The 24,801-nt window shown below is 63.8% G+C and carries 20 protein-coding genes; 8 read left to right on the top strand and 12 right to left on the bottom strand.

Features of this window, described 5'->3' with window-relative positions; translation table 11 throughout:
- Positions 1–18 precede the first annotated feature (18 nt).
- Positions 19–1,533, top strand: coding sequence for a glutamate synthase subunit beta (locus tag B5F33_RS05650; RefSeq protein ID WP_087410824.1), 1,515 nt, complete (start codon positions 19–21; stop codon positions 1,531–1,533).
- 433 nt (positions 1,534–1,966) lie between these two features.
- Here the strand turns inward: B5F33_RS05650 and B5F33_RS10820 are convergent, their stop codons facing one another.
- The 6 genes from B5F33_RS10820 to B5F33_RS05615 form a co-directional block, all read right to left on the bottom strand.
- Entirely contained in the window at positions 1,967–2,977 is a 1,011-nt protein-coding gene (locus tag B5F33_RS10820; protein ID WP_143757951.1) for a hypothetical protein, read from the bottom strand.
- A gap of 652 nt (positions 2,978–3,629) precedes the next feature.
- A complete protein-coding gene (locus tag B5F33_RS05635; protein WP_143757950.1) occupies positions 3,630–4,487 on the bottom strand; it encodes a hypothetical protein in 858 nt (285 codons plus the stop codon).
- A gap of 611 nt (positions 4,488–5,098) precedes the next feature.
- A complete protein-coding gene (locus tag B5F33_RS05630) occupies positions 5,099–5,569 on the bottom strand; it encodes a hypothetical protein (protein ID WP_087410820.1) in 471 nt (156 codons plus the stop codon).
- Between the two features lie 309 nt (positions 5,570–5,878).
- Positions 5,879–6,151: a metal-sensing transcriptional repressor gene (locus B5F33_RS05625; RefSeq protein WP_087410819.1), complete on the bottom strand. Its 273-nt coding sequence runs from the start codon at positions 6,149–6,151 to the stop codon at positions 5,879–5,881.
- A 2-nt stretch (positions 6,152–6,153) separates the two neighbouring features.
- Positions 6,154–6,372: a heavy metal-associated domain-containing protein gene (locus B5F33_RS05620; protein ID WP_087410818.1), complete on the bottom strand. Its 219-nt coding sequence runs from the start codon at positions 6,370–6,372 to the stop codon at positions 6,154–6,156.
- 31 nt (positions 6,373–6,403) lie between these two features.
- Entirely contained in the window at positions 6,404–8,761 is a 2,358-nt protein-coding gene (locus B5F33_RS05615; protein ID WP_087410817.1) for a heavy metal translocating P-type ATPase, read from the bottom strand.
- Between the two features lie 393 nt (positions 8,762–9,154).
- Between B5F33_RS05615 and B5F33_RS05610 the strand changes: the two genes are divergently transcribed.
- Complete coding sequence (locus tag B5F33_RS05610; protein WP_087410816.1) at positions 9,155–11,092, top strand: DEAD/DEAH box helicase; 1,938 nt, start codon at positions 9,155–9,157, stop codon at positions 11,090–11,092.
- Positions 11,093–11,332: 240 nt separating this feature from the next.
- On the opposite strand, the gene B5F33_RS05605 is transcribed toward B5F33_RS05610, so the two are convergent.
- The 3 genes from B5F33_RS05605 to B5F33_RS05595 form a co-directional block, all read right to left on the bottom strand.
- The gene (locus tag B5F33_RS05605) at positions 11,333–12,106 is read right to left on the bottom strand and encodes an amino acid ABC transporter ATP-binding protein (RefSeq protein ID WP_087410815.1); all 774 of its coding nucleotides are present in this window, start codon (positions 12,104–12,106) and stop codon (positions 11,333–11,335) included.
- A complete protein-coding gene (locus tag B5F33_RS05600; protein ID WP_239284853.1) occupies positions 12,106–13,431 on the bottom strand; it encodes an amino acid ABC transporter permease in 1,326 nt (441 codons plus the stop codon). The genes B5F33_RS05605 and B5F33_RS05600 overlap by 1 nt, the downstream gene beginning before the upstream one ends.
- 117 nt (positions 13,432–13,548) lie before the next feature.
- Complete coding sequence (locus B5F33_RS05595) at positions 13,549–14,394, bottom strand: ABC transporter substrate-binding protein (RefSeq protein ID WP_087410813.1); 846 nt, start codon at positions 14,392–14,394, stop codon at positions 13,549–13,551.
- 450 nt (positions 14,395–14,844) lie between these two features.
- On the opposite strand from B5F33_RS05595, the gene B5F33_RS05590 reads away from it, so the two are divergent.
- The 4 genes from B5F33_RS05590 (at position 14,845) to fucO (ending at position 18,535) form a co-directional block, all read left to right on the top strand.
- A complete protein-coding gene (locus tag B5F33_RS05590; RefSeq protein WP_239284851.1) occupies positions 14,845–15,093 on the top strand; it encodes a type II toxin-antitoxin system RelB/DinJ family antitoxin in 249 nt (82 codons plus the stop codon).
- Positions 15,090–16,211, top strand: a complete 1,122-nt coding sequence (locus B5F33_RS05585) for a CPBP family glutamic-type intramembrane protease (RefSeq protein WP_087410812.1) — start codon at positions 15,090–15,092, stop codon at positions 16,209–16,211. Before B5F33_RS05590 ends, B5F33_RS05585 begins: the two co-directional genes overlap by 4 nt.
- A gap of 299 nt (positions 16,212–16,510) precedes the next feature.
- Positions 16,511–17,197, top strand: coding sequence for a YoaK family protein (locus B5F33_RS05580; protein WP_087410811.1), 687 nt, complete (start codon positions 16,511–16,513; stop codon positions 17,195–17,197).
- Between the two features lie 177 nt (positions 17,198–17,374).
- Positions 17,375–18,535 carry a lactaldehyde reductase gene (gene fucO, locus B5F33_RS05575; RefSeq protein ID WP_087410810.1) on the top strand — a complete coding sequence of 387 codons (1,161 nt, stop codon included), beginning with the start codon at positions 17,375–17,377 and terminating at the stop codon, positions 18,533–18,535.
- 261 nt (positions 18,536–18,796) lie between these two features.
- On the opposite strand, the gene mnmA is transcribed toward fucO, so the two are convergent.
- A complete protein-coding gene (gene mnmA, locus B5F33_RS05570; RefSeq protein ID WP_087410809.1) occupies positions 18,797–20,050 on the bottom strand; it encodes a tRNA 2-thiouridine(34) synthase MnmA in 1,254 nt (417 codons plus the stop codon).
- Positions 20,050–20,994, bottom strand: a complete 945-nt coding sequence (cysK, locus tag B5F33_RS05565) for a cysteine synthase A (RefSeq protein ID WP_087410808.1) — start codon at positions 20,992–20,994, stop codon at positions 20,050–20,052. Before cysK ends, mnmA begins: the two co-directional genes overlap by 1 nt.
- 206 nt (positions 20,995–21,200) lie before the next feature.
- Here cysK and B5F33_RS05560 point away from each other — a divergent pair, with 206 nt between their 5' ends.
- Positions 21,201–21,620: an Rrf2 family transcriptional regulator gene (locus tag B5F33_RS05560; RefSeq protein WP_087410807.1), complete on the top strand. Its 420-nt coding sequence runs from the start codon at positions 21,201–21,203 to the stop codon at positions 21,618–21,620.
- 1,388 nt (positions 21,621–23,008) lie between these two features.
- On the opposite strand, the gene B5F33_RS05555 is transcribed toward B5F33_RS05560, so the two are convergent.
- Entirely contained in the window at positions 23,009–23,374 is a 366-nt protein-coding gene (locus B5F33_RS05555; RefSeq protein WP_087410806.1) for a phage holin family protein, read from the bottom strand.
- Positions 23,375–23,540: 166 nt separating this feature from the next.
- Between B5F33_RS05555 and B5F33_RS05550 the strand changes: the two genes are divergently transcribed.
- Entirely contained in the window at positions 23,541–24,605 is a 1,065-nt protein-coding gene (locus tag B5F33_RS05550; protein ID WP_087410805.1) for an FAD:protein FMN transferase, read from the top strand.
- Positions 24,606–24,801 lie beyond the last annotated feature (196 nt).

Here is a 24,801-nt window from a genome sequence, read left to right as displayed (position 1 = left end):
TAGAGAAAGGATTTCAAGATGGGCAAGCCGGGAGCATTTCTCGACCATGACCGCCAGGCGCATAGCCTGCGGCCGGTGGACGAGCGCGTTCACGACTTTGACGAGCTGTATGTGAACCTCGATGCCGAGGCGCAGCGCGTCCAGGCCAGCCGCTGCATGATGTGTGGAGTCGCCTTCTGCCAGATGGGCGCTTCGTTTGGGTCGGCGCGGCCGAGCGGCTGTCCGCTGCACAACCTCATTCCGGAATGGAACGAGCTCGTCTATCGCGGGCAGTGGGATCAGGCTGCAGCGCGTCTGGCGCTGACGAGCCCCATGCCGGAGTTCACCAGCAGGGTGTGTCCCGCGTTGTGCGAGGCTGCCTGTAACCTGGGGCGCGTGAACGACGAGCCCACGACCATCCACGATAACGAGCGCGCTATCTCCGACTGGGAGTGGGCGCACGGCGGTCCTCGTCGGTTTGAGGCGGCGGGGGAGGGCGCCCCGCGCGTCGCCGTGGTGGGCTCTGGTCCTGCCGGCCTGGTGGCGGCGTGGGAGCTTGCCCGCCGCGGCGCGCAGGTGACGGTTGTAGAGCGCTCCGACCGTGCGGGCGGCCTGCTTATGTACGGCATTCCCAACATGAAGCTGCCGAAAGACGTGGTGGAGCGCCGCGTGGCGCTCATGCAGGAGCTGGGTATCGAGTTCCGCCTGGGCGTCGACGCATCACAGGCGGACGTTGCTGAGGAACTCGCACACGAGTTTGACGCGGTCGTGGTGTCGGTGGGTGCCGGCGCCGCGCGCGGAATCTCGGCTGCAAACGCTGACGCGCCTGGCGTGGTGCTCGCGGTGGATTACCTCACGGCGGCAACGAAGGCGGTCCTGGATGGCGGGGAGCCCGCCGTTGACGCGGCCGGCCTTGACGTGGTGGTTATCGGCGGCGGTGACACCGGTAACGACTGCGTGGGTACGGCGGTGCGTCAAGGTGCTCGCTCGGTCCGCCAGCTTGAGTTTATGCCCGCTCCGCCGGCTCGACGTCTGCCCAGCAATCCCTGGCCCGAGTGGCCCAACGTGGGCAAGACCGATTACGGCCAGGAGGAGGCCATCTCCCTTATGGGTGGTGAGATGCGTTCCTGGGCTGTCGATACGACCGAAGTCGAGCTGGACGACGAGGGTCATGTGCGTGCGCTGCACGTGGTCGACCTCGACTGGAGTGCCGGTCGTCCGGACCATATCGAGGGCTCCGATCACGAGCTGCCGGCCCAGCTGGTGCTGATTGCCTGCGGGTTTACCGGTCCCGAGCATGGCGTGTTCGACGCACTGGATGTGGCGATCGCCTCTGAGGGACGTCCGCTGCCGGTGATGGCGAAGGAGGGGTCGCATCGCTGCGCGCTTCGCGAAGATGCGGCTGCTGAGGGCTCGCATGGTGCCGACGCTGCCGAGAAGCGCGCGCTCGTGTTTGCCGCAGGCGATGCCCGGAACGGCTCCTCGCTTGTGGTGAACGCCATGGCCGACGCCCTCGCCTGTGTTGCCGAGGTGACGGAGGCTCTCGGCCTGTAGCCTTGCCGCTGCAGGAGCGCCCGCGTGCGGTGTCGGAAGTGTGCCCATCCGTGCCAGCGGGTACGTAAGGTGGGCCGCGTCTCCGTATGCGTCCGTTCGGCTGTCTCGACGAGTTCGGTCATGTCGGTTGCATCTTGTCCCTCCGGCGGTGTTCTGCGACGTGGGTCGCGTCTCGCCCTCCGGCGGTGTTCGGTAATGTGGGCTGCGCCCCGCCCTCCGGCTGCATTCTGCGGCAATCCACACGCCCGGATTCTATGTTGTGGCAATCCACACGCTCAGACCCCTTCTAGAGGGCCTCGAGCGTGTGGATTGCCGCAGTTTAGCCCCTCACCCTCCCCGCAGCGTGTGTTTTGCCGCAGAACAGATTGCTGGACACTTGGAATGCGGCAGAAGGGACGACGAGTTCCGAAAGGGCAGAGGTAGGGTCGGCGTACTATCGAAGGACATTCCACTTCTGTCGTATGTGCGCCGCGGCGTTTTCGTCCCTGGGAATTCCCGCGGTATCAAGAAGCCGCCGCAAGCGTGCAGGATGCGTCAGATCGTCGAAGGTGAATCGCAGCACCGGATAACCGAGCAGGGTGAGACGGCTTTCTCGCTGACGCTCCTGGATGATTGCGTCGAGTGCGCTGCCGCCCTGCAGGTAATTCTCGTCCTGGTATTTTGCCTTGCCGTCAAATTCTCCAATAACGATGCTTCCATCTGCAAGCATCCATAGATAGTCGACGCGAAACGTGCCGCCCGATTCAATGGGATTCGGCAGCTCGACTTGAAGTTCGGGAATTTGATACCCATTCATGATTAAGAACGCCCGGACGCGCGACTCACCACCGTTTTCCGATTTGGGGTCTGCATGTTGCAGGATGAAGCGCACGCGGGGCAGCTTATGTCGACGCGCAGCTTCTTCGTACATAGCGTCCCATGCAGTGCGGGAGTTCATGCCAGACAGCCGAAGCGCCGAGTCTGCTACAGCAAGACCAAGATCAAAGGGCGCCTCCGTGAGGGATTCATACACCGTTGTCCAGAATGATGTCGCCCTGATTCCGCCAACTGGCACGATCCGGTCCCTTGGCGAGAGCCTTCGCGTGCGCGTTGACCCATCCCGTGTCGGTCGGCTCTGTGCGATGACGCGTATTGGCATGAGAAGTGGATAGGGGACATCGAGATCCCACAACAGCGCGGCAGAATGCGAACGGAATGTCCAAGAGTCGTGCAATGCGGCGAGGGAGCGGATGAGCTTGAGTGCGCGCGAACGGGGATCGAGCGCGCGCCATTGGTCGGCGGGGGCATACAGTCCGTTTGCGGGCGAGATAAGTTGACCGCTGCGCAGACGGCGCCGCAGCAGTTCACGGTCGGATGCCGTTTGAGGGGCGATAAGCCTATCAGAAGCTGCTGCATCTTTGGCGAGCTGCTCATATCGCGCTGCAGCGCGCATTCGCTGACTCATGTTGCCCGTGGGCGGTTCTTCGGACGCGCGGCGCTCATGGGGTTGTTCAGAAGGGCGCTTGAGTAGCCGATCCGATGAGGGGCGATGCGTCAATTCGCTCGCGGGGTACTTTGGTGAAGCGCTCCACCGTCCGGCGTGCTCTGTCGTTCGCAGCGTTGGATCTTGTGACGCATGCTTCCGTGGAGCCGGTTTCCATGCTTGTTCATTTGAAGTGGGGCGCATCGACACTCCTTTCAATGAGCGTGAGGTTGGTTAACGCGAGGCTGTTTGACGCGAGGGTGGATGGCTTCATTGTGCGTCGGCCGGTTCTGCGCGATGGGGTGCCTGTACGCATCGGTGGTTTTGGCGACGCGGGCCGCTCCTCGCTCCCTGACTGTTTTCGACGATGTGGGCTTCGGCACGCCCCCTGCGGTGTTCTGCGACGTGAGCCGTGCGTCGCTTCCCGGCGGCGTTCGGTAACGCTGGCTGCATCTCGCCCGCCGGCGGTGTTCTACGGCAATCCACACGCCCGGATTCTATGTTGTAACAATCCACACGCTCAGACCCCTTCTAGAGGGCCTCGAGCGTGTGGATTGCCGCAGTTTAGCTCCTCGCCCTACCCGCAGCGTGTGTTTTGCCGCAGTATCGTGGCCGCACACCGCCTTGCCCCGTGTTATCGGTCGGACCATTCTGTCGATACCAGTTTGGTCGTTGCGCGATAGCGCCCATCGAGGCCGATGAGGTCGCGAATGAGCCGCAGGTAAAAGCCGGCCTGCTCGGCCCAAGGTTTATTGATGCGGTCTTCGGGATGAAAAGCTCCCGGCCCGTCGACCGCAGTGAAGTGAGCCTCGGCGCGGTCATACAGATGGACTTTTCCCACGTGCAGCCAGAGATCTCCCACACGGGCGATTCGCATAGCGATGGTTCCGCTCTTCCAACGGTCAACGTTGCACAGCACCTCGTCAAACACGTCGTAACGTTTGCTGGTGCAGACGTCGACCAGCGTGGTCATGCCACTCGCGGGTTCTTTGTGGCGTATCTCGAACCGTGAGAAGAATTGAGCGTCCATGACTTCTCGCATCCAGCGCACGTCCTGCGGGGAGGCATCAACAGGCGGGTGAGCCGCGTACTCTTGCAACGGCGTAAGCCCCTTATAGAAAGGAAATTCGAAGAGCGTCCATTCGGTAAAGAGGAGATTGAACATGTCCTGTTCGAAAAACGGCTCCTCACCGTAGAACATGGCGGGATCGACAAAACCAAGGTACAGCTCGCCGGCAAGCCAAAGGAACTCCTCTTTGCGCGTCGCCCAATAGTCCGCTGCAGCATCGATGCTGTGCGTGACGTCGTCAAGCAGTTTGCGGCGTTCTTCGAGTGAGTCGCCGGGTTCTCCCGTCGCCGGGCGCATAGTGGGCGATGTTGTATGCGGAGGGACAGGGCGCGAGTCGGGTGGAATTCGTTGGCATGCGGTCGAGGAGGTGTGCGTCGACGCGATCCCGGTCATTTCTGTTCCGTTGTTCGTTGAGATATCCATGGGGCTTCCTCTCATACAACGTCGCTGCCTCCATCGATGAAGCAACGGCTTGTGGAGAGGGTAGACCCGGGTATCTTGGCGATTTCTTACCGGGACGTGGCACGAATCTTGCCGGAATCTGTCTCAAATCTCACCGAGACGCCTGCCCTGCAGGTAGCCGAGGCGTCCGGTGTAAACGCAGCTGCGCTGGCTAAGCTGCCTCGCGCAGAAAAGAATTCAAAACATCAGAAATGGGCCAGGGACATGCTTGCAGCAGGGTCGCACTCACGACGGAGAGCCGACTGATTGCCGCGGGGCTGGGTCACATTCGCGGCAGAGTCAAGCTCGTGGTGATGAACCGGTCGATCGCGTTCTCGGTCCCACGGACACGCTCGCGGTAGCAGAGCCGCGCTTACGGCAGAGAGCCGACCGATTGTATCCATGGCCACACGGGGCTGGGTCGCATTCACGGCAGAGCTACACTCGTGGCGATGAGCCGGCCGATCGCGTTCAGGGCTCAGGGATGCGCGGGGCACGGCCATGCATACGGCGGGGCCGTGCCTATAGCAGGAAGTAGGCCGGTCACATTCTTGGCCCCGGCTCAGTAGCTTTGCGGCTTCGTTTCAGCCGCCTTACGACTTCGTCTCCATCCTGGTGTGGCACTTGGGGCAGGTGACGATGATGCGCCCCTTGCCCTTGGGGACAGAGAGCGTCTGGCCGCAGGTGGGGCACTTGAGGAACGCCTTCGTCTTGCGATCCTTCCACATCTTCTTGGCGGTACGCGCCTGACGCTTGAAGTCGGATGCAGCGGCGCCGGCATTCGAGGGACGCGAACCGCTGCGGCTGCTCGAGGAGCCGCCAAAACGGGACCCCAGACCAGGAATCCGGGCCATGATGCGACGGAATGCGTCGTTTTCCTGCTGTCGTGCCGCGCTGTTCTTAGATAGCGCGCGTACAAGGGCGAGCACCAGCAGCACGAGCGCTACGTAGGAGAGGGGATGGAGCGAAAAGATGGTCCCCACCAGGGTGAGCACGACGCCTACGCCGCCCAGGGCAAGCGAAAGGTCGTCGACGCCGTATCGGTCCTTCATGAAGTCTTGCATAGAGGGTCATCGTCTTTCTGTGCGGGCTTGGTCAATCCCGTAAGTGATACCCAGAACGCACGCGGTCATTCTTGGGGTGATTCTAGCGTCAGAAAAAGCTGACGAGCTGCGTTTCGCATGGCCCCACGCCGCGTGACACGTAGGCGCCTGGAACCCGGTTGTTGCTTCCGGGTTCCGGGCGCCTTGGAGGCTCGCCATGTCTGCGATTGCACGGCGGTCTGCGCAGTAGTCCGCACGGTGGCCAGTCCAGCAGCCAGCGCGGTAGTTCGCACGAGCCCCACGCGACCATGCGAGCACGTCTTTGCCAACCTACTTCGTCAGCTTGTCGATGATGCGCTCGACCTCGGCCAGCTTTTCGTCTTTTTCCTGGTCGGAGCCGGACTCCACGGCCGTCCGCACGCAGTGCTCGATATGTGCCTTCAGCACGTCGGCGTTGATGCGCCCAAGAATGGACTGCGTAGCCATGAGCTGCGTCGAGATATCGATGCAGTAGCGATCGGACTCGACCATCTTGATGATGCCGTCGATCTGGCCGCGTGCGGTCTTAAGCAGACGGAGCGTCTTGTCGGTGTCGGCCTGCATGACTAGGCAGCGGCAACGGAGAGGGCCTTGAAGTCGCCCGCGGCGGCCACGGCAGCCTTGAGCGCCTCCGGCGCGACCTCGCCGTCGCAGTCGACCTCAACGGTGTTGGTCTCGTGGTTGGCGTCGGCGTCAGTGACGCCAGCGACCTTCATGAGCTCGGACTCGACGGAAGCGTCGCAGTGTCCGCAGTGCAGGCCTTCGGTCTTGATGGTGTAGTGCATGATGATCTCCTTTTCTATCGGTCGGTCTTATCTATTCCTCCGCAGCAATGCGGTCGGAAACCTTGGGACGGAATCCGCGCAGGCGCAAAGCGTTCGTGACCACGCAGACGCTCGACAGGCTCATGGCTGCCGCGCCGAACATCGGCGATAGCTGCCAGCCAAGCAGGGGATAGAATACCCCCGCCGCAAGTGGGATACCGCAGGCGTTGTAGAAGAGCGCCCAGAAGAGGTCTTCCTTGATGTTGCGAATGACCCCGCGCGACAGCTCGATGGCGCGCGCCACGTCCAGAAGGTCGCTGCGCATGAGCACGACATCGGCGCCTTCCTTGGCGATATCGGCGCCGGTGCCAATGGCGAGGCCCACGTCGGCACGGGCGAGCGCCGGCGAGTCGTTGATGCCGTCACCAACCATGGCCACGGTCGCACCGGCGTCCTGCAGCTCGCGCACATGGCGCTCCTTGTCCGCCGGCATGACGTCGGCGATCACCTGGGTCACGCCGACGCGTCGGGCGATGGCCTCGGCGGTCAGGCGGTTGTCGCCGGTGAGCATGACCGTCTTCACGCCCAGCTCGCCAAGCGCTCGAATCGCCGCGGCGCTCGTGGGCTTCACCTCGTCTGCCACGGCGATGGTTCCGGCGAGGCGTCCGTTGCGAGCAAAGAAGAGCGGCGTCTTGCCGTCGCGGGCGAAGGTTTCAAGCTCGTCGGCGGGAACGTCGATGCCGAGCTCCGCCATGAGCTTGGCGTTGCCCGCGGCGATCGTGTTCGCACCCTCGCGGGCGGTCACGCCACGTCCGGGCACGGCCTGGAAGTCATCCACAACGCGCCCCACAATACCCATCTCGTCGGCGCGTGCCATGATGGCCTCGGCAAGCGGATGCTCGCTTTTGCGCTCAAGCGCAGCGGCAAGCTTCATAAGGGCCTTCTCGCTCATCACGGGGCGTCCGTCCTCGCCGACTGCCGGCAGGATGTCGGTCACAGCGGGCTTGCCTTCGGTGACCGTGCCCGTCTTGTCCAGCACGACGGTGCCTACCTTGTGCAGGGTCTCAAGCGCTTCGGCGCTCTTGAAGAGCACGCCCATCTCGGCGCCCTTGCCGGTGCCCACCATGATGGCGACGGGCGTGGCGAGCCCCAGGGCACACGGGCAGCTGATGACCACGACGGCCACGGCGGCGGTAAGAGCATGGTTCACGTCTCCCGTGACGATCATCCACACCACGAAGGCGATGGCTGCGATTCCCAGCACCGCCGGCACGAAGACTCCGGCCACCTTGTCGGCAAGGCGGGCGATGGGCGCCTTGGTGGCGTTGGCGTCTTCGACGAGCTGAATGATCTTTGCAAGGTTCGTGTCGGCGCCCACGCGCGTTGCGCGGAAGGTGAAAGCGCCGGTGCGGTTGATCGTCGCCGCGTTCACGGTGTCGCCCGGGCCCTTTTCGACCGGGATGGACTCGCCGGTGAGTGCGCTCTCGTCCACGGCGGACGTTCCTTCAAGGACCACGCCGTCAACGGGGATCGATTCGCCGGGGCGCACGAGCACCGTCTGCCCAAGCTCGATGGCGTCGGCGTCCACTACGGTCTCGGTGCCGTTTTCATCCACGATGGTCGCCGTCTTGGGCGCCAGGTCGATCAGCTTCTCGATTGCGCCGCCCGTCTTGGACTTGCTGCGCGTCTCGAGGTATTTGCCCACCGTCACGAGCGAAAGAATCGTGCCGGCGCTCTCGAAATACAGGTTGTCCATGCCGATCATGTGAGCCTCGTGGACTGCCTCGGGTGTGCCTCCGGCAAGCGCGTTTGCCATGAGGAACATGGCGTACACCGACCAGGCGACGCTCGCCGTGGCTCCGATGGCAATCAGGGCATCCATGGTGGGCGCACCGTGGAAGAGCGACTTGAAGCCGTTGATGAAGTACGAGCGGTTCATATACATGATGGGGAGCAACAACATGAGCTCCGTGAGCGCCAACGTCATGGAGTGCACGCCGTCGGTGAAGATGCTCGGCAGCGGCCAGCCCAGCATGTGTCCCATGCCAATGTAGAAGAGGGGCACCCAGAACACGATCGAGGTGATGAGGCGCGTCCTCATGGAATGCGCAGCGGCTTCGAGCTTCTTGGTGGGCGACTCCATCTTGGAGACGCTCTGTGTGGCGCCGCCTTGCGCGGTACTTGCGCTTCCGGCTCCTGCGGTGGGTGCGGCTGAATAGCCGGCGCGGTCGACCGCCGAGCAGATGTCGTCGTCTGAGAGCTGGGACTCGTCGAAGTCGACGGCCATGGAGCCGGAAAGCAGGTTGACGGCGACGTTGTTCACGCCGGACAGCTTGCAGACTGCCTTTTCCACGTGGGCCTGGCATGCCGCGCAGGTCATGCCGCCCACGTCAAATGTTTCGTGAGCCATGTCGGTCCTTTCGTATCGGTGGCGCCCCTGAGCGAGGATTGTTGGTCTGTCGCCTGGACGTCTCTGTGGTTCGAGGCCATCCTACACCCCCACCCCCTGGGGGTGTCAAGTGGGGATGAAAGCCAGGCGGATAATCTCAACACAGCGGCAGCTTTGGGACGGAATTCCCGGGGGGGGGATTGGCAGGACGTGGGATTTGCGTGCGGGCGGGGGAGTTGGTGATAGGGTCAGGGCTATGGCGGCTATACTGTCCTGCGGCGGTTTCTGCTCCCGCGCGCCATGTGGCCGACAAGCTCGGCATTTCGCGCGATGCCGTCCAGCAATCGTTCACCAGGCGGCGCCACGCGCCGCGCTTCCCGCACGCCTGGCGCGTGCAGAATGGAATACGACTCTATGTCTACAACCGAAGAGTTCTTCGACGCCGCCTCGGCGGCAGGTAACCTGTCGAGCGACGTGGAGGGCACGGCGTCTGCCGCCGCGCCTGTGGCCACGCCGGCCTCTCAGGCCGATGCCGACCAGGACGGGGCTGCCGAGCCGTCCGTCCCCAGCTTCGCCGATCTCGGCCTGTCCGACGCGGTCCTTCAGGCCGTGCGCGACCTGCGCTACAGCGAGCCTACCCCTGTCCAGGCGGCCTCCATCCCGGCGGTGCTCGAGGGTCGCGACTTGCTTGCGGCCGCGCAGACCGGCACAGGCAAGACGGCGGCCTTCCTGCTGCCGTCGCTCAACAACCTCGGCCATGTCATGCGCCCCGGTCGTGACCGCAAGCGCGCTCGCGGCCGTGGACCCCTCATGCTCATCATCACCCCCACGCGCGAGCTTGCGCAGCAGATCGATGAGGTGTGTACCAAGATCGCTGCCCGCACCCGTCACATTGCGGTGACCGTGGTGGGCGGTCTGAGCTACAACCCGCAGCGCGGCGCCCTCAAGCGCGGCTGCGACGTGCTGGTGGCTACGCCGGGACGTCTTGTCGACCTGCTCGAGCAGGGCGCCTGCCACCTGGACGAGGTGTCGGTGCTCGTGCTCGACGAGGCCGATCGCATGCTGGACATGGGCTTTCTACCTCAGGTCCGCAAGATCGTGAGCCAGACCCGCGAGGACCGTCAGACGCTGCTGTTCTCCGCCACGCTGGACGAGAAGGCCGTGGGCTCCATTACCGATCTTGTGCGCGATCCGGTTCGCGTCGAGATCGCCCCGGCGACGGCCACGGCCGACACCGTCGATCAGTTTGTGCTGCCGGTGTCGCTCGAGGCCAAAAACGCCCTGCTTGCCCAGGTCCTCAAGAAGGAGGGGCCGCAGCGCGTGATCGTGTTCACGCGCACCAAGCACCGTGCCGACGCTTGCTGCCGTCGCCTTAACCGCGCCGGCATCTCGGCGGCGCCTATTCATGGCGACCGCAGCCAGGCTCAGCGCGAGCGTGCCCTCAAGGCGTTCCGCAAGGGCGAGACCGACGTGCTTGTGGCGACCGATGTGCTCTCGCGCGGCATCGACATCAGCGACGTTCGCTACGTGGTGAATTTCGACGTACCGGTGGAGCCCACTGACTACATCCACCGCATCGGCCGCACGGGCCGCGCCGGCGAGCTGGGCTGGGCGCTCACGTTCGTGACGACTCAGGACGTATCTGAGTTCTATGCCATCGAAGGCCTTATGAAGAAGATTGCCGACCTGTACGATGCCGAGGGCCTGGATGCGGGCGAGGAGCCGCCGGCGGTCGATCCGGATCGCGTGCCGGGGCGTTTGGTTGCAAAGCGCAAGACCAAGCGAGGGAAGTCGACGTCTAAGCGTAAGCGCGGCGACCGTTCGCGCGGTGAGCGCGAGCCGCGTGCCGCGCGCCCGAAGCGTTCGGGGCGCGTCCGCGTGCGTGAGGACGTGCCCGCATCTGGCGGCTCTGAGGGGAAGGACGTCTCCGCGCGCTCCTCTGCAGACGAGCGTGGCGGCATGTCTCAGCAGAAGAGGACTGGTCGCACTGACCGCAGCGCCGAGGGTGCTCCGACCGAGCGTCGCCGTTCTGGCAAGCGTCGCAACGAGGGTGCCTCAGGTGAGGCTCGCGGCGCCGAGCGCGCGGGTCGCGGCGGCCGTTCGGGGAGTTCGAGCAGCGGGCGTTCCGATGGACGCGGTCGCTCCGGTCGTGGCGGTGCGCACGGTCGCGAACAGGCTGCGGCGCACGACTGGCGCAATAGCGACTACCCCGAGGAGCGCGGGCGCCGTGGTTCGCGTGGCGGACGCGCCGGCGGTCGCGACAATCGCGGGTCGTATGCAGGCGGCCGCGCCCGCAGCGGCAGTTCTCCGCGCCGCTCCAGCCGTCGCCCGGGAGACCACGGCGGACGCTAGCATTCGATGGCGGGTGCGTGTCTCGCCGCCCAGGGGAGCCGGCGCATCCGCATCCATCCCGTCGGCGATGGCGGCGGCGGGAGCGACCGCTCGGGCGCTGCGTGAGGTGATGTTCCTCTGCAGGGCTGCCCCATTCGAAACTCAATAAACAAGCTGCGGGGCCCGCTCCACTGTGGAACGGGCCCCGCGGCGTATTGCTGTCGTATCGTTAACGGCTCGGTATCGGTTGTGCCGTCCTGCCTATCCCGTCACCTGGCCGATGAAGGCGCGGGTGCGTTCGCTCTTGGGATGCTCGAAGACCTGCTCGGGCGTGCCGTCCTCCACGATCACGCCGCCTTCCATGAAGATCACGCGGTCGGCGACATCGCGCGCGAAGCTCATCTCGTGCGTCACGACCACCATGGTCATGCCGCCCGTCGCAAGCTCGCGCATAACGTCGAGCACGCCGCGTACAAGTTCGGGGTCGAGTGCGCTCGTCGCCTCGTCAAACAGCATCACGTGCGGCTCCATGGAAAGGGCGCGCGCAATGGCGACGCGCTGCTGCTGGCCGCCGGAGAGCTCGTCGGGGTAGTAGTCGGAGCGCTCGGCCAGGCCAACGCGGGCAAGCTCCTTGAGCGCGACCTCTTTCGCCTCGGAGCGGGAGCGGTGGAGCACCTTTTCCTGGGCGAGCATGACGTTATGAACGGCATCGAGGTGGGGGAACAGGTTGAACTGCTGGAACACCATGCCCATGCGCTTGCGGATGTCGTTCACGTCGGCCTTCGGGGCGCAGATGTCCTGCCCCTCGAAGAAGATGTGGCCCGAGGTGGGCTGCTCGAGGCGGTTCAGGCAGCGCAGGAACGTCGACTTGCCGGAGCCCGAAGGTCCCAGCACCACGACGACCTCGCCCTTGTGGATATCGAGCGAGATGCCGTTGAGCACCTTCGTCTCGCCGAAGCTCTTATGAAGATCGCAGATCCGAATGATCGGCTCGTCAGCCTGCGGGGAAGCGGCTGTATTCGTGCTCGCGGCCATCAGGCGGCCACCTCCTTTGCGGTGCCTGCGTTCTCGGCGTCAGGCGTGTGGGTATGGCGTTTGCGGCTGCGATGACCCCGGACGCTCTCCTCCAGGACGCGCGTGATGCGCGACAGCGGCAGCGTGATGACCAGGTAGAACAGGGCCGCCACGATGTAGGGCGTAATCGAGCCGGTCGAGGCGACGATGGTGCGCGCGTACATGACGAGCTCCATGACGCCTACGGCGGCGAGCAGCGAGGAATCCTTATACAGGGTGATGAACTCGTTCGTGAGGTTGGGGATCACGATGCGGAACATCTGCGGGAAGATGACGTGCAGCATGGTCTGGAAACCGGTCATGCCCAGCGAGCGCGCGGCCTCGGTCTGCCCCTTGTTGATGGACTGGATGCCGGCGCGGAAGATCTCGCACATGTAGGCGGCGGAGTTGAGCATGAGCACGATGACGCCCAGCGGGAAGTTGGGGATGTTGATGCCCGCGAGTGGCAGTCCGAAGAATGCGACGTAGATCTGCAGGAAGAGGGGCGTGCCGCGCATGAGGTTCACGTAGGTGGCCGCAATGCCGCGCCACAGGAAGAACTTCGAGAGGCGCATGAGCGCAAGCACGAGCGCGAACGGAATGGCGAGTGGGAACGCGACCGCGACGACGCCCACCGACATGAAGAAGCCGTTGAGGACCACCGGGAAACTCGTCACCAAGATGGTGGGGTCAAAGAACAGGTGCAGGAAGGTGTTGGAGTTCCAGGCCTGGACCCATTCCTGCTGCTCAAGCCACTGCGAAAGCGCCTCGGGGCCAGAGATGCCCACGACCGGAATGGTGGGGATGTTGGCGATGTCGTGCTTGGACCCGTCGGTGAGGGTATAGCTTGCCCCCACCTGAATGTCGCCGCCCTCCTGCGGGAAGTACACGCCGTAGACGATGATGTTGAGGTGTCCTGCCTGCACGAGGGGCTCGTCGAAGTCGAGGACGATGTCCTGTCCGTCGACCGACAAGTCGTAGGAGACGTCGTTGCGGGTCATAAGGTCGTCGCCCGTGAGGAGGGTAAGGGTGAGGTCGTCCGTCTCAAACGTAGTGCCGTCCGGAATGTGCAGCACAAACTGGTCGACCCCCTCGCCTTCGTCGACCGTCGCCTCAAGGGTGATGCGTGACTGCGTGGCGCCTTGAATGGTGGTCGCGTCGTCGTCGGAGTTGGGACGACCGGTGCAGCGCACGATCTGCATGGCGTCGGCCGTGCGGGCCGGCAGGGCCAGCCACATGCAGCAGCTTGCCAGGCATGCTAGCAGGACCAGGGCTGCGGCCGGCAGACGTTTGGATAGGGTACTCACGGTTGGACCTCGCTTACAAGAAACCTTGCGGGTGATGTGACACGACGTGCGGCCCCTTCTCGCCATGGGGAGGAGGGGCCGCGTCGGGAACATGCTGTGGGTAGCTCTCAGCGGAGACTAGCCCATATTGGCGGCGACGAGCTCGTCGATCGTGCCGTCCTCCTTCAGCTTATCAATGGCGTCGTTAATGGCTGCGAGCAGCTCGGGGTTGTCTTTGGAGACGGCGATGGCGTACTCCTCGCCCGTCGCGGAGGTGTAGATCACATGCTCGTTGGCATAGGCACCGCCGACCATCTGGTTGACCACGGCGATGTTGCCGCACACGGCGTCGGCCTGGCCGGCCTGGACCGCGGCGAAGCAGTCGGTGAAGTTGGCGAAGGAGACGAGCTCGGCGTTGGGGAAGTTCTCGCCGGCGAAGGCCTCACCGGTGGAGCCGGACTGAACGGCGATCTTGACGCCGGCCTGGTTGAGGGCGTCGGTGGCGTTGTCCTCGGTGAGGGCGGTGTTGTCGCTCATAACGGCGACGGCCTGGTTGTCGACGTAGTACGGCTCGGAGAAGTCGACCTGCTCCTCACGCTCGGGCGTGATGGAGATGCCGGAGAGGCCGGCGTCGGCCTGGCCGCCGGCGACGATGGCCGGGATGATGCCGTCGAAGTCGATGTTGGTGTACTCGCAGTCAAGGCCGAGCTCCTCGGCGATGGCGCGGCCAAGGTCCATGTCGAGGCCGACGTACTTGCCGTCCTCGAGGTTCTCGAACGGAGGATAGTCCGGCGAGGTGGCGAAGGTGATGGTGCCGTCCGTCACGAGCTCATAGGAGCTGTCGCTCTCGGCGGGAGCGGAGCCGTTGCTGGAGCCGGTGGAGGCGGGGGTGCCGCCGCACGCGACGAGTCCGAGCGCCGCAGCAAGCGCCACCGTGGCGACGCCTGCCTGGGGCAGGAACTTCTTAAGGTTGAGCTTTTTCATGATTCTCTCCTTCACATGCATGTCCGGCGTGGCTGCCGCGCGACGTCTTGGGCGTCTCCCCCTGGTGACGTCTGCGCCCCGCGTGTCGGCGCCGAGCCCTTACACATGTCCGTTAGTATCTCACGTTTCTCATTATTTGCAATAAATCGGCGACCTTTATTCATTTCCACAACGAAATTGGCCATTTCAACGCATCAATATTCAGTTTCAAGAATAAAGACAGCTTCTGTTCCCCATTTGTTCACAGCGCCGAAACGCGCTTGAAACCGCAGCGCCCATACGGTACAGTAGTGCGCGGGGTATAACGAAGGAATACTAAGTAATACCGTCGTCATACACACAAAGCCGCGGGGGTTGTCCGCGGGTGGGCACGATCGATCTGGTAGTGCAACACGCCCGCCCGTCGGACCGCCGTCGCAAACGCAGCACCAACGTTCCAGTGAGGACACCATGACGGAGCACATGACCCCAGTCGTCGCGAAGGTCCTGCCCGAGGAAAAGGCGGCCTTCGCGGCGGCGACTCGCCGTGTGGGGACCACCCCTTCAAACGCCATTCGCATGTTCATCGCCGCATTCAACAGGTGCGGCACCTTTCCGTTCGACATTTCTCCTACGGGCGCTTTTGGCCCGGCCTCGTCCGGCATCGACGCCGCTGGCGACGCATCCCTGTCCTCATCGGAGGGGGAGGCTGCGGCATGACTCGGGCCGACGCGTGGGGACGCGTGGTGCGCGGCGCGGGCTGGCTTGCGGCCTGTGCGGGCGTCGTTGCGGTCTATCTCGCCTCGTCGGTCGTCGCCTATCTCCTTGTTGGTTCGCTGTGCTCGCTGCTGGGCGAGGCGACCGCGTCTGCGCTTGGCATGGAGGCCGGCGGCGCGGCGAATATGTATCTCACGCTTGCGATGCAGCTGGTGTCGCTTGTGGTCTTCGGGCTTTGGTGGCGCTGGCTTCGCCCTCGTTCGTTTTTAGCGTCGCGAATGGTTCCGCTTGACCACACGCATGCGGCAACGGCCCGGCGCGTGGGTGGCATCGTACTGCTAGGCGTGGGACTGCAGGTGCTTATTTCGTTCATGCTCTCGCTGGTCGCCATCTTCTTTCCGGCATCTATAGAGGAGTACGCCGGTGTTATGGAAGAGTCGGGGACCAATGTATTCAATGTGCTTTCGGTCGTCGTGGTGGCGCTTGGGGCCCCGTTGACGGAGGAGCTCACGTGCAGGGGCGTCATGCTGGAGTTTGCGCTGAGGGCCGTGTGCCCCGAGTGGCGGGCGCGCTGGCGTCGTTCGGAGTGCCGCCCGAAGCCTCCTGTGGCTGTGGGAGTTACGCAGGAAGATTGCCCGGCGTCGCTCTCGACGGACGGCACTTCGTCCTGTGGCGGCCTGCCGACGCCCGTTGGACCCGCTGGGGCTGCAGGGTCCGCCGAGGCCGTGGTGCTAGAGACCGCGAAGCCGGCGGACGCGGGCCAGGTGGCGGAGGTTATCACGCCGAAGCCGTGCGCGGAGGCGCCGGTGCCGTGGAAACGCTTTGCAGTTGCGGCGGCGGTCCAGGCGCTCGCCTTCGCGTGGCTTCATGGCAACATCGTTCAGGGCGCCTATGCGTTTGTGATCGGGCTCATATTCGCAACGGTCGCCTGGCGCACCGGCAGGCTTCGTTACAACATGTTGCTTCACCTTTCGATTAATCTCTCATCGTATGCGCTTTCCGCGCTGCTTGATGTGTTGTCTTGGGGAGGCACCTTTGGCGTGGTCATCGTTCCGGCCGCGGCATGCGCGGTGGGGGCGTGGCTGTTCTGGCGGGGAAGCGAGCTCTCTGCCTGCGTGTGATGCGCATAACTGTGCATAAGTGCGAGCGGGCGCGTGTGGTCCTGGTGAGCGGCGGCGCAGCAGATGTCCAGAGAGCTCTGTCAGCGGAGCTCGTCGCAGCGCGCTAGCTGCTTCTTCTCTCGCGTGTCGGCGCCGGGCCGCGGTCGTTCCTCAACCCGCGGTCCTTCTCGGGTCACGGCGGACCACGATTGTTCCCATATGGTTTCGCGATGCATGCGCCCCGCTTGACGCTCGATGTGCGGTACCATAGCCGCCGACGGCGGGGGAGCGCCGCCCGAAACGAAGGGTTGCTAATTATCATGGAGCGAGCCAAGCAGGCCTCCGAATCCATAGAGCTGGGCATTGTGCTCGCGCTTGCCGGCGGGTTCATGGATGTGTACTCGTACGTAGCGCGCGACGGCGTGTTCGCCAACGCCCAGACGGGCAATATCCTGCTCACGGGCGTGCATCTTTCCGAGGGCGACTTTGCGCTCGCGCTTCGCTATGCCATCCCGGTGTTCAGCTTTGCGATTGGCATCATGCTTGCCGATCTCGTTCACGAGCGGTTTTACAGCCGCTTTCACTGGCGTCAGGTCACTGTGTTCGCCGAGGCGCTCATCCTGTTTGGCGTGAGCTTCATCGGGCCCGAGTTCAACCTTGCGGCCAACTGCCTTACGTCGTTTGCCTGCGGCATGCAGGTCGAGTCGTTCCGCAAAATCCATGGTCACGGCGTCGCCACCACCATGTGCATCGGCAACCTGCGCTCCGCCCTGCAGAGCGTCGACGACTACATCGTCACCCACAAGCGCGGCTTTCTGGAAAACGGCGTGCTCTACTTTGGCATCATCGGCTGCTTTGTGACCGGTGCCGTCATGGGCAACTGGTGCGTGAGCATGTTGGGGCTTCATGCCATCGCGGTGTGCAGCGGCCTGCTCGTGCTCGCCTTCATCATCATGTTCGCCGACCGTGAGCGCGCTCGCCGTCGGCGGATGGAGGACGCGGCGTAAAACTGCCTCTATGGGTTAATAATATATGTGGATACCTGGTCTTCCGTGGGGCGAGCGGCCGTTCGAGGCTCTCGCGCGGCGTGCCGCTGACCGAACACCTCCTTGCATCCGTAGACAAAGTCGGGTATATCGTGCAACGGCGGGCTGAGACCCGTACGTTCGTATCGAGGAGGTTCCATGTCCAATCGTATCGTTCTCAACACCATCTCCTATCACGGCTCCGGCGCCATCAAGGAGATTCCGGGCGAGCTCGAGCGTCGTGGCTACAAGAAGGTTTTCGTTTGCTCCGATCCCGACCTGGTGAAGTTTGGTGTCACGGCGAAGGTCACCGACCTGCTGGACGAGGCGGGCATCGCTTGGAGCCTGTACTCCGAGATCAAGCCCAACCCCACGATCAAGAACGTCCAGGACGGCGTCGAGGCCTTCAAGGCTGCCGAGGCCGATTCCATCGTGACCATCGGCGGCGGCTCCTCCATGGATACCGCCAAGGCCATCGGCATCATCATCAACAACCCCGAGTTCGCCGACGTGCGCTCGCTCGAGGGCGTTGCTCCCACCAAGAACCACGCCGTGTTCACCATCGCCGTGCCCACCACAGCCGGCACCGCGGCCGAGGTCACCATCAACTACGTGATCACCGACCCCGAGAAGGTCCGCAAGTTCGTGTGCGTCGACACCAACGACGCGCCCGAGGTCGCCGTGGTCGACCCCGACATGATGGCCACCATGCCCGCCGGCCTCACCGCCGCCACCGGCATGGACGCGCTCACGCACGCCATCGAGGGCTACACCACGAAGGGTGCCTGGGAGCTCACCGACATGTTCCACCTGAAGGCCATCGAGCTCATCGCGAAGAACCTGCGCGACGCCGTTGCCGAGGCCAAGAGCGGCAAGCCGGGGTCCGGCCGCGAGGGCATGGCGCTTGCCCAGTACATCGCTGGCATGGGCTTCTCCAACGTGGGCCTGGGCATCGACCACGCCATGGCTCACACGCTCTCTGCGCACTACGACACTCCGCACGGCGTGGCCTGCGCCATGCTGCTGCCGATCGCCATGGAGTTCAACAAGCCCGTCGTGGCTGAGCGCCTGGCCGAGGTCGCCGTTGCCATGGGCGTGAACACCGAGGGTATGACGACCGACGAGGCCGCCGACGCCGCCATCGACGCCGTGCGCCAGCTCTCCGCCGACGTCGAGATTCCGCAGGTGTGCGAGGCAATCAAGGAAGACGAGCTCGACCAGATCGCCGACGACGCCCTTGCCGACGCCTGCTATCCGGGCAATCCCCGCGACGCCGACCACGATACCGTTGTGGAGCTGTTCCGCAAGATCATGGCTTAAGAAGGCTGCGCGGCTTTGAGGGCCGTATAGCCGCTTGATGCTATGGACGCCCCAGGTGTCCCGTTATGCTGCCTGCCAGCTGCTCGCGTGCGATTACGCGATGCCGCTGAGGTTTGGCAGCCTCGGGTGCCTGGGGCGTTTTTGTGTCGTGATTGCTTGCCTGGTTTTCGCTGGGCCGCCGCTTGGATGAGGCTTGGCTGAGGCTCGGCTGCGGACCAGCACCCGCTGTGTCCGACGGTTTCTTCGTGGCCGGCGCCTTCGCTAGGCGCGCGGAACACAGACGACGGTGCCGCCGCCCAGGACCACGTCCCCCTCATAGACCACGACAGCCTGACCGGGCGCGATGGCGCGCTGGGGCCGTGCGAAGTCAATCCGTATGCGGCGGGTGCCGTCGGCGTGGCCGGCTGTGTGCTGCCCGCCGGCGTGGCCGGCTGCGTGCCGCCCGTCGACATCGCCGTGTGTGCGCTGTTCATCAACATCGCCCCGCTGGTCGCTATCCGCCCAGCTGAGAGACACGTCTTGGTCGGGCTGGTGATAGCGGATCTGAGCCGCTGCCTGGAAGGGCGTGCCGCTTTGGGCCTCGTCCAGACGCGAGGCCATGACGTGCGCCGGCGCGCTCCAGACCCAGTCGTCGGCTATGAGGGAAGAGGCGAACAGGTCAGCTTCCTCACCGAGGGTTACCGTGTTAGCGACGGCGTCGGTGGCGGTCACGTAAAGTGGGTGCGCAGCGGCGATGCCCAGCCCCTTGCGTTGGCCCACGGTGTATCGGATGGCACCGCGATGGCTTCCCAGCACGTTGCCTGCGGTGTCAAGCACCTTGCCCTCGGGAAGGGCGTGGCCTCGCCTGCGCTCGATAAAGCTTGCGAAGTCGTTGCGAGGAACAAAGCAAATGCCCTGGCTGTCGCGTTTCTGGGCGTTCGAGAAACCCAGCTCGGCAGCGATGCGGCGCACGTCTCCCTCTTTGGTGAGCTCGCCGAGCGGAAAGATCACATGGGCGAGCACGTCCTGCGTCAGGCTGTAGAGGAAGTAGCTCTGGTCCTTGCTCGCGTCTGCCGCCTTGACCAGCTCGTAGGTGGTGCCGTTTGAGCTCTCCCGCGTGCGGATGCGGGCGTAGTGGCCCGTCGCTATGGCGTCGCAGCCCAGTTCGCGCGCATGTTCCAGCAACAGGCCGAATTTGATGCGGCGATTGCAGACGGCGCAGGGGTTGGGGGTGACGCCGCGCTCGTAGGAGCGCACGAAGTCCTCGACGACGTCGCGTTCAAACTCGGCGCGGCAGTCAAGTGTGTGATGGGGAATGCCCAGGCGTGCGGCGACGGCGCGGGCGTCTTCGATGTCCTTCGCGTTGCCGCATGCTCGCACGGGGCTTTCACTCGCATCGTTGCCAGGCTGCTCGGTGTCGTACAGGCGCATCGTGGCGCCGATGCATTCGTATCCGCTTTGCTGCAGCAGCCAGGCGGCGACGCTCGAATCGACGCCGCCGCTCATGGCAACAAGTACGCGCTGGGGCTTGGGCATTACGCCTCCTGCGCGAACAGCGGCGTGGAGAGGTAGCGCTCGCCGGTGTCCACCAAAAACGCGACGATGGCCTTCCCCTCGTTTTCGGGTCGGCGCGCGAGCTCGATCGCCGCGTGCAGGGCTGCGCCGGAGGAGATGCCCACCAGCACGCCTTCGGTGGCGCCCATGCGGCGCGCCGCGGCGTAGGCCTCATCGTTCGTTACGGTCATGACCTCGTCGTAGATGGAGGTGTCCAGCACCTTGGGGACGAATCCCGCGCCGATGCCCTGGATGCCGTGAGGACCGGGCTTGCCACCCGACAGGACGGGGGAGTCTGCCGGCTCCACGGCGACGACCTGCACGCCGGGCTTGCGCTCCTTCAGGTAGGAGCCCACGCCGGTCACAGCGCCGCCTGTTCCCACGCCGGCAACGAAGATGTCCACGTCGCCGTCGGTGTCGTTCCAGATCTCGGGGCCGGTGGTGGCGCGATGCGCCGCGGGGTTAGCAGGGTTGTCGAACTGGCCGGCGATGATGCTCTTCGGCGTCTCGCGGGCAAGCTCTTCGGCGCGCGCGATGGCGCCGGACATGCCCTCGGAGCCGGGGGTGAGTACGAGCTCTGCCCCGTAGGCAAGCATGAGCTTGCGGCGCTCGATGCTCATGGTCTCGGGCATGACGATCACGGCTCGGTATCCGCGCGCGGCTGCAATCGATGCCAGGCCGATGCCCGTGTTGCCCGACGTGGGCTCGATGATGGTGTAGCCCTCGTGCGGACGCAGCTTGCCGGCGGCCTCGGCGGCGTTGATCATGGACAGGGCAATGCGGTCCTTGGCGGAGCCGCCGGGGTTGAAGAGCTCGAGTTTGGCGAGCACGCGTGCCGAGAGGCCGTCTTCGCGCTCGATGTTCGTGAGCTCCAAGAGGGGTGTCTTGCCGATGAGTTGGTCGATGGACGTGTAGATCTTGCTCATGGGTTCCTCCCAAGGTCAGGGTGGTTATCTGTATTGTCATGCCCCGCCCGCGTCGGGTCAACGAAGGCGATGCTCCGCAGTATACCCTAGCGAATAGCTAGGAATTAATGAGCACAAAAAAGATACCACTTTGCCAGAAACGCACATCGTGTGTCGTGCGGCGGGCATATCTGATATATTCTGAGATGGTAAAGGGGGTGTTAGTTTTGCTAGTTTCCACCAAGGGACGATATGCGCTGAGGGTTCTGGTCGATCTTGCCAGGCATCAGGGTTCAGGGCGCGTTCCGCTCAAGGAAGTTGCCGAGCGGCAGGGTATCTCCGAGAAGTACCTGGAGAATATTTTGTCCGTACTCGTTCGCAGCGGCATGCTGTCGGGCATGCGCGGCAAGGGAGGCGGGTATCGCCTTACCCGCGAGCCGGAGCTCTACACGGTGGGCGAGGTGCTTCGTCTCACGGAGGGAACCATCGCACCGGTCTCCTGCTTGGAGAAAGATTGCCTGACCTGCGGTCGCTTACAAAACTGCCCCACTCATCCCATGTGGGTCGAGCTCGATCGGCGTATCAGCGGCTATCTGGACAACGTGACGGTGGCGGACCTCTGCAAAGCGCCTGAAGCGCAGCTGTAAGGGCGTTTTTCTCAGCTTTTGCAAACCCACATGTCGGGAATCGAACAAACGATATAGATAAACGCCGGGACGTCTTATGGAGGCGGCGGTTCACTGTGCGTGTGCTGCGGGCGCCTTGCGGACGTCGACGAGCGGGGCTGCGGACGCCCGTGGGCGTCAAACGCTCATATGGCCGGTTGCCGCGCACGAGCTCGCGGCACTCGCGCATAGGGCAGGCAGCTATCGAAGCGCGGGACTATGGCTGTCCACGCATGGGGCTGCAACTGCTTGCGCGCGGGCCTACGCGCGACTGCGGATGCCAAGCGTTCATATGGCCGGCTACCGACCAGTTTTGCGGCTCCGGACCCGTTTTGTTCCGGGAGACGTCCATCCTCTCGTCCATTTCCCCTCCAGGTTACGTGCCCCATACCCGAGTTGCGTACCCTGTTCTCGAGTTGCGTGCGCGCTTTTAAAGTTGGTAGAGGGTATCGGCCATTTTCACCTTCAAAAGTGAGGAGTTTTGGACGAATCGCACTCGCAATTTTGAAAGCGTGCACGCAACTTTCGTCAGGCGTACGCAACTTGAAAACGGGGTACGCAACTCGAGAGCGGAGCACGTGATTCGCGCACGGGGAGCGCGATTTCGTATGAGGAAGGTGCCGCGGGCGTACCCAGGGAGCTGCCGGTGCCGCCGTCAACGAATCGCCGCCGCGCCGCGCGGCGCGGGCCTGTCGCCAGGTTGCGCGACTCGGGTCCGCCATCAGGTCGCGTGGTTCTGGGTTGCCGGTTCGGGGTGCCCCTTCGGTCCATCCTTTCTCGGGTGCTGCACTCAAGAGGTCCCAAAAGAGCTTTATTGTGTGTAAAACTTGGCGTTTTGTACGACATGATTTCGATATACAGTTTCAAAGCTTCTTTATGCATGTGCTTACCAGGTGTTTTGATGCCGAAAAACCTGTCCGGGGCTGGATGTGAGATTTCAGTCGTACAAAACGGCCGATCTTGCACACATAGGGTTCCATTTTCTGCCTCGTGGCTCTTGGAGGGCGCCGAGAGCGCGCATAATTCCTGCGTCGGAAGGTCCGCGTGATGCTTTCGCGAGCCTCCCAGGAACGGAGGAAGGCCCGGACGGTGCTGCCGAGGTCCCTCGATACGGCGGAGGAGCCGGGTAGTACTGTCAAGTCCCCCGGCGCGGCGGAGGAACCGGACAGCACTGTCGAGGTCCCCCGGCACGGCGGAGGAGCCGGACGGTGCGGCCGGGCCTCCCCGGCACGGCGGAATGCGCGGGCGGTGTTACTAAGGTCCCCGACGCGCTAACGAGATCTTTGGCATGCTCACGGCAGTTACGACTCAATGCGTCCAAGTTCCGTGACGCAGTTCAACCCTATCAGCACCCGCGCCAAGTCCTTGGGTTAGTTCTTAGTGGCGATACCCAGAATCGAGCACATAATGCTCACGATGATGCCGCCAAAGAACGCCGACCAAAAGCCCTCGATGGCAATGCCCGCGCCCAGCAGATTGACCGAGAGCCATCCCGCGAGCTCCAGCATGAAGCTATTCACAACCAGCTGGAAGATGCCGAGCGTCATGATGGTCACCGGTAGGGAGATAAACGAGACAAGCGGCTTGACCAGCGAGTTCACAATGCCTAGGAACAGGCCGGTGAATGCGAAGCAAACCCAGGCGTCAACTGGCCCAAACGGCATGATGCCCGGAACAATAAACGCGGCGACCGAAACGGCAAGCGACGTGACGATCCAGTTCAGCAGAAATCTCATGGGGGACGTCCTCCCTCGATGGGCGGTGCCCGTGTTGGGCGCGCTATGATGGCAAGGTTACGCACCGGCTCGGTGCGTCGCCCCCGATTATGCCCTACCCAGGCATGATTCACGGCGGGCACACAAAGTGGCATCGGCCGTAGCACGGCACAAGGGTGGAGGGGCTATGCAGCAGACATACCTGTATGGAGATGCGACAACGGCAGAGCCCGTCGAGGGCGCAGATGCCTCGCGGGTCATCTCGTTTTTTATCTTCAACACGTGCGTGCATGTGCATGGCTATGCCTCTGACGGTGAGGACCTCCGCGACTCTGCGGTCGTGCGCCGTATCGACGAGGCGCTGCTTGCTTTTCGCGACCGCTGCCTGTTCTTCGAGCATGCGTTTTCACGCACCCGCCCCGATTCGGACATTGCTCGGGCGCACGCCGCATCTCCCGAGCCCGTTGTAGTCTCGTCCGAAACGGCCGAGCTTGTACGCCTTGCCCTGGGGTACTGCGAAGGCAGCCGAGGTCTTTTCGACATTACCATGGGCACGGTAACGTCGCTGTGGGATTTCCATACCGGCGTGGTGCCCTCGCATCTGTCGCTTGCCCGCGCGCTGCCCCACGTGGGCTTTCAGCACATCGTTCTAGGGAAGCGCGGCGACATGCCCACACTTGCCATCGACGACCCGGAGACCATCCTCGACTTGGGCGGTGTAGCGAAAGGGTACATTGCCGACGACCTGGCTCGCCTGCTGGAAGAGCACGGCGTCAAGCGCTTCGCCATGAATCTGGGAGGTAATGTGCTTGTGCGCGGGGGAAGGCCGCGCGACGACGCCCATCGTCCTCCGGTGCATGCCGGGTCGCCTTGGAAGGTGGGCATCGTGAACCCGTGGGATGCGTCTCACAACCGCGCGGTGGTCAAACTCGTGTCGGGGTCGGTCGTGACGAGCGGCATCCAGGAACGCAGCTTTACGCGCGGCGGCATCACCTATCATCACATCCTGGATCCGCGTACCGGCATGCCTGCGCAGACCGATGTGGTGAGCGCCACCATCGTGGCCGAGCGGTCGATGGACTGCGACGGATGGTCCACGACGGCCTTCATGCTGGGTGCGCGCGACGCGGTGGCGTTTATCGAGGGGCTTCCCGGCGTAGAGGCCGTGCTTATAGACGACCGCGACCAGGTGAGCTGGACCAGCGGCATCGCCGACGCCCTGTCCATCGTTCCCACGCTGCCGCGGTTCTAGGTTTCGCGCGGCGGATCGCGCGGTGGATCCCTCGCGACCACAGAAGCCCTGTGCAAGATTGCGCTTGCCTTCGGAGAACATGTTGGGGAGATTCTTTGTGCGCGAGCCAGACAAATGTGACCGCTCGCAGAGACGTGCTTGGCTTGACGCCTGGCTATGATACACTGCTCCCCGGCCCGGTTTAGTTCGATAAAGC

The organism is Collinsella sp. An2 (assembly GCF_002160065.1).
Classification (GTDB): Bacteria; Actinomycetota; Coriobacteriia; order Coriobacteriales; family Coriobacteriaceae; genus Limicola.
The sequence above is the reverse complement of the archived record's forward strand: the minus strand, read 5'-3'. Positions and strand labels throughout refer to the sequence as shown.